Source organism: Thauera phenylacetica B4P, assembly GCF_000310225.1.
Taxonomy (GTDB): Bacteria; Pseudomonadota; Gammaproteobacteria; order Burkholderiales; family Rhodocyclaceae; genus Thauera; species Thauera phenylacetica.
In genome coordinates, this window is record NZ_AMXF01000262.1 from 1 (window position 1) to 5361 (window position 5361).

At 71.1% G+C, this 5361-nt stretch carries 6 protein-coding genes; all 6 read left to right on the forward strand.

Going from position 1 to position 5361, the window contains the following annotated elements:
* Nucleotides 1-125 precede the first annotated feature (125 nt).
* Entirely contained in the window at nucleotides 126-1136 is a 1011-nt protein-coding gene (gene hybA / locus C667_RS19915) for a hydrogenase 2 operon protein HybA (RefSeq protein WP_004378927.1), read from the forward strand.
* Complete coding sequence (gene hybB / locus C667_RS19920) at nucleotides 1129-2319, forward strand: Ni/Fe-hydrogenase cytochrome b subunit (RefSeq protein WP_004378929.1); 1191 nt, start codon at nucleotides 1129-1131, stop codon at nucleotides 2317-2319. Before hybA ends, hybB begins: the two co-directional genes overlap by 8 nt.
* A gap of 11 nt (nucleotides 2320-2330) precedes the next feature.
* Complete coding sequence (locus C667_RS19925; protein WP_004378930.1) at nucleotides 2331-4043, forward strand: nickel-dependent hydrogenase large subunit; 1713 nt, start codon at nucleotides 2331-2333, stop codon at nucleotides 4041-4043.
* 10 nt (nucleotides 4044-4053) lie between these two features.
* Entirely contained in the window at nucleotides 4054-4587 is a 534-nt protein-coding gene (locus tag C667_RS19930; RefSeq protein WP_004378931.1) for a HyaD/HybD family hydrogenase maturation endopeptidase, read from the forward strand.
* Complete coding sequence (locus C667_RS19935; protein WP_004378932.1) at nucleotides 4587-4901, forward strand: HypC/HybG/HupF family hydrogenase formation chaperone; 315 nt, start codon at nucleotides 4587-4589, stop codon at nucleotides 4899-4901. The genes C667_RS19930 and C667_RS19935 overlap by 1 nt, the downstream gene beginning before the upstream one ends.
* The coding region (gene hybE, locus C667_RS19940; protein WP_157302428.1) for a [NiFe]-hydrogenase assembly chaperone HybE at nucleotides 4898-5361 on the forward strand (464 nt) is incomplete at its 3' end. The genes C667_RS19935 and hybE, both read left to right, overlap by 4 nt.

The window sequence follows — 5361 nt, forward strand, 5'->3', positions numbered from 1 at the left end:
CGCGGTGCTGGCCGCGGTCGCCGGCGCGGCGGCCGGCGCCGGCGCGATGTTCGCGCGCAACCTCGGCAAGCAGCACGCCGCCGCCGATACCGCGGCGAAGCCCGCCCAACACGAGGACGCCTGACATGAATGGCCGGCGCGAATTCCTCCGCCGCACCCTCGCGGGCGGTGCCGCCGTGGCCGGCACCGCCGCATGCCCCTCGGCGCATGCGCGCGGCAATGCCGAGATCCCGCCCGAGGCGATCGGGCTGCTGTTCGACTCCACGCTGTGCATCGGCTGCAAGGCCTGCGTCGCCGCCTGCAAGGCGGCCAACGACCTGCCCCTCGACTACAACAGCCCGGTCGACGCGCTGTGGGACATGCCGCTCGACACCACCGCGCGCACCTACAACGTGATCAAGGCCTGGCAGTCCGGCACCGGCACGCAGCGCAACCAGCAGACCGACGGCTACGCCTTCATGAAGTCGTCCTGCCTGCACTGCATCGACCCGAGCTGCGTCTCGGCCTGCCCGGTGTCGGCGATGACCAAGGACCCGGCGACCGGCATCGTGCAGTACGACGCCGACGCCTGCATCGGCTGCCGGTACTGCGTCGCCGCCTGCCCCTTCGGCATCCCCAAGTACGACTACGACTCGCCCACCGGCAGGATCGGCAAGTGCGAGCTGTGCCGCCACCTGCTGCCCGAGGGCAAGTACGCCGCCTGCGCCGAGGTGTGCCCGACCGGCGCCACGCTGTTCGGCAAGGTCTCCGCGCTGAAGGCCGAGGCGCACCGCCGCCTGGCGCTGCAGGAAGGCGCGCCGACCACCTGGCCGCGCGGCAACCTCGACACCGCCGACCAGCCCGCCTGGGAGGGCCCGGCGCCGCGCTACGTGCAGCACGTCTACGGCGAGAAGGAGGTCGGCGGCACGCAGATGCTCAAGCTCGCCGCGGTGCCCTTCGAGCAGCTCGGCCACAAGCCGCTGCCCGAGCGCTCGTTCTCGTCGCAGTCCGAGACCCTGCAGCACACCCTCTACGGCGGCCTGGTGCTGCCGCTGGCGGTGCTCGGCGTGATGAGCTGGGTGGCCAGGCGCAACGTGAAGCACGACGACGAAACCGACTCGCAGGACGCGCACGCCGGGGAGAAGCGCCATGACTGAGCACATCCACGCCGCGCCGGCGCCGGTCGGCGGCCGCCTGCTGACCCCGGTCACCTTCACCTGCGGCGTGCTGATCCTCGCCGCGCTCGCCATCCTCGCGGTGCGCTTCGTCCTCGGCCTGGGCGCGGTGACCCATCTCAACGACGGCTACCCCTGGGGCATCTGGGTGGTCGCCGACGTGGTGATCGGCTCGGCCTTCGCCTGCGGCGGCTTCTCGATCGCGATGCTGGTGTACATCTTCAACAAGGGCGAATACCACCCGCTGGTGCGCCCGGCGCTGCTCGCCAGCCTGTTCGGCTACACCCTGGCCGGCGTCGGCGTGATCTTCGACCTCGGGCGCTGGTGGAACTTCTGGCACATCCTCAGCCCGGCCTACGCCTCGCCCAACTCGGTGATGTTCGAGGTGGCGCTGTGCATCTCGCTCTACATCGTGGTGATGTGGATCGAGTTCTCGCCGACCTTCATGGAGAAGTGGGGCATGCGGGACGCGCGCCGCAAGCTGAACAAGGTGATGTTCTTCTTCATCGCCCTCGGCACGGTGCTGCCGATGATGCACCAGAGCTCGCTCGGCTCGCTGCTGATCGTGTTCGGCACGCAGATCCACCCGCTGTGGCAGACCATGCTGCTGCCGCTGATCTTCCTGCTGTCGGCGATCACGATCGGCTACGCGGTGGTGCTGTTCGAGTCCTGCCTGGCCGCCGCCGGCTACCGGCGCTCGATCGAGATGCACCTGCTCACCCCGCTGGCGAAGGTCATGCTCGGCGTGCTGGCGGTGTTCATGCTCGTGCGCTTCGGCGACCTGCTCTGGCGCGGCGCGCTCGGCCACGCCTTCGCGGCCAACCTGCAGGCCTTCATGTTCTGGCTGGAGACGGCCTGCTTCCTGTCGCCCTTCGTGCTGCTGCGCAGCGAGCGCCAGCGCCGCAACCCGGCGCGGCTCTTCGTCGGCGGCGCGCTGCTGATGCTGGGCGGCGTGTTGCTGCGCATCAACGCCTTTCTGGTCGGCTACGACACCGGCAGCGGCTGGTCCTACTTCCCCTCGGTGCCCGAGCTGCTGGTGACCATCGGCATGTTCGCGATCGAGGTGCTCGGCTACATCGTCATCACCCGCCGCTTCCCGGTGCTGCCGCGCGAGGACGCGCCCCCCACCGCCACCCCTGCGGCACTGCGCGCCGCCACCCGCTGAGGAGTCCCCCCATGAGCCAACGTATCGTCATCGACCCCGTCACCCGCATCGAGGGCCACCTGCGGGTGGACGTGGAGGTCGCCGACGGCCGCGTCGCCAAGGCCTGGGCCTCGGGCCAGATGTGGCGCGGCGTCGAGAACATCCTGGTCGGCCGCGACCCGCGCGACGCGTGGGCGATCACCCAGCGCATCTGCGGCGTGTGCACCACGGTGCACGCGATCTGCTCGGTGCGCGCGGTGGAGAACGCGCTGAAGCTGGAGATCCCGCTCAACGCCAACTACATCCGCAACCTGATCATCCTCGCCCACGCCATCCACGACCACATCGTGCACTTCTATCACCTGTCGGCGCTCGACTGGGTGGACGTGACCAGCGCGCTGAAGGCCGACCCCGCCAAGGCGGCGGCGCTCGCCGAGAGCCTGTCGAGCTGGTCGGGCAACTCCAGGCACGAGTTCGCCAAGGTCAAGGAGCGCCTGTCGGGCTTCGTCGGCACCGGCCAGCTCGGCATCTTCACCAACGGCTACTGGGGCCACCCGGCGATGAAGCTGCCGCCCGAGGTGAACCTGATCGCGGTGTCGCACTACCTGCAGGCGCTGGAGGTGCAGCGCTACGCCAACAAGATCGTCTCCATCCTCGGCTCCAAGACTCCGCACATCCAGAACGTGGCGGTGGGCGGGGTGGCCAACCCGCTCGCGGTCGATGCGCAGTCGGTGCTGACCGTCGAGCGCCTGATGGCGATCAAGGGCTGGATCGACAAGCTGGAGGACTTCGTCAAGAACGTCTACCTGGTCGACGTCGGCGTGATCGGCGCCTTCTACCCCGAATGGACGCAGATCGGCCGCGGCATCGTCGACTACCTCGCCGCCCCCGACATCCCGCTCGACGGCAAGGGCGAGACCTTCGCGCTGCCCGGCGGCCACATCGCCGACGGCGACCTCGGCAAGTTCACCCGGATCCGCAGCTTCGCCGACGACTACCTGCTGAAGGGCGTCAGCGAGGCGGTCAAGCACTCGTGGTACGAGTACAAGGCCGGCGACGCGGCCAGCCTGCACCCCTACGAGGGCGAGACCGCGCCCAGGTACACCGACTTCCAGGACGAGGGCAAGTATTCCTGGCTGAAGTCGCCGACCCTGTACGGCAAGCCGATGCAGGTGGGGCCGCTGGCGCGCGTGCTCACCATGCTGGCCGCCGGCCACGAGCCGACCAAGAAGTACGCCACCGAGACGCTCGCGCGCGTGTCCTCGATCGCCGGCATCGAGGTCGGGCTCGACGCGATGCACTCCACCATCGGCCGCCACGCCGCGCGCGCGGTGTCGTGCGCGGTGCAGGTCGACGAGCTCGCGAGACAGTGGGACCTGCTGCTCGCCAACATGGCCAAGGGCGACCTCGACACCTTCAACGCCCCCAGCTTCCCGCGCGGCGAGCAGCGCGGCATGGGCTTCCACGAGGCGCCGCGCGGAATCCTGTCGCACTGGGTGGTGATCGAGGACGGCAAGATCCGCAACTACCAGTGCGTGGTGCCGACGACCTGGAACGCCGCCCCGCGCAACGAGCACGACGTCCCCGGCGCCTACGAGGCCTGCCTGGTCGACACCCCGGTCGCGGTGCCCGAGCAGCCGCTGGAGGTTCTACGCACGGTGCACTCCTTCGACCCCTGCCTGGCCTGCGCGGTGCACGTGCTCGACACCGAGCAGGCCGAGGTGGTCCGGGCCAAGGCGGCCTGAGGCGCAGGCGATGAACACCCCCCTGCTCCCGGCCCACGACACCGAAGCCAAGCCGCGACGCGCGGTGCTGCTCGGCGTCGGCAACATCCTGCTCTCCGACGAAGGCGTCGGCGTGCGCCTGGTCGAGCGCATCCTCGACCGCCAACGCCTGCCCGCCGGCGTCGCGGTGCTCGATGGCGGCACCTGCGCGATGGAGATGCTCGAAGATCTGGAACACCTCGACCTGCTGGTGATCGCCGACTGCGTGCGCAGCGGCCGCACGCCGGGCAGCGTGGTGGTGCTGCGCGACGACGAGGTGCCCGCCTTCTTCCGCACCAAGCTCTCGCCGCACCAGGTCGGCCTCGCCGACGTGCTCGCCACCCTGCGCTTCCTCGGGCGCGCGCCGCGATGCACCGTGGTGGTCGGCGTCGAGCCGCAGTCGCTCGCCACCGGCATGAGCCTGTCGTCCGCGGTGCGCGCCGCCCTGCCGCTGGCCGAGGAGGCGCTGCTGGACGCGCTCGCCGGCGGGGGCTGCGCGCTCGCGGCGCTGCAGGAGGCCGCCTGATGTGCCTGTCGGTGCCGATGAAGGTGCTCGCGCTGGAGGCCGGCGGCGACCTCGCCGTGGTCGGCCGCGGCGAACGTCGCGAGCGCGTGAACATGCTGCTGGTCGGGCCGCAGCCGGTCGGCACCTGGGTGCTGGTCGCGCTCGGCTTCGCCAAGGAGGTGGTGTCGCAGGACGAGCTGGAGCTGATCGAGGAGGCCCTCGGTGCGCTCGCCGCCTCGCTCGACGGCGACTACGACGCGCGCGAGCACTTCGCCGACCTCGAACGCGGCCGCGAACGCATCACCACGCCGGCGCCCGTGGGAGGCGTCCGATGATGCCGCTGCGCCGACCGGCACGCACGCCCGCGCCGCCACGCCGGGCCGAGGCCTGGGCGGGTTCGCCCGCGCCAGCGGTGGCGCGCTGGTTCGAGCACCTGCTCGCCGAGCGCATGCGCGGCCTGCCCTTCCTGAACCCGGCGCTGTCCGTGCAGGCCTTGGACTTCCGCCGGGTCGACGGCGACTGGCTGGGCGGCGTGACCACCCCCTGGAGCGTGCAGCTCATGCTGCTGCCTGGGGGCGGCTCGCTCTGGGTCGACACCTCGCCCGGCGAACGCAGCATGGTGGCGCTACCCGTCGGCAGGCTCACCTTCATCGCCGACGAGGGCGACCACGCGCTGCCCGCCTTCCAGTACCTGCCGCTGGTGAACGCCACCGCCGCGCTCGCCGGCGACGACGCGGCGCGCGCCTTCGTGCGCGACGCGCTCGCCACCGCGCTGCGGCCGCCCGCCGTGGCGGT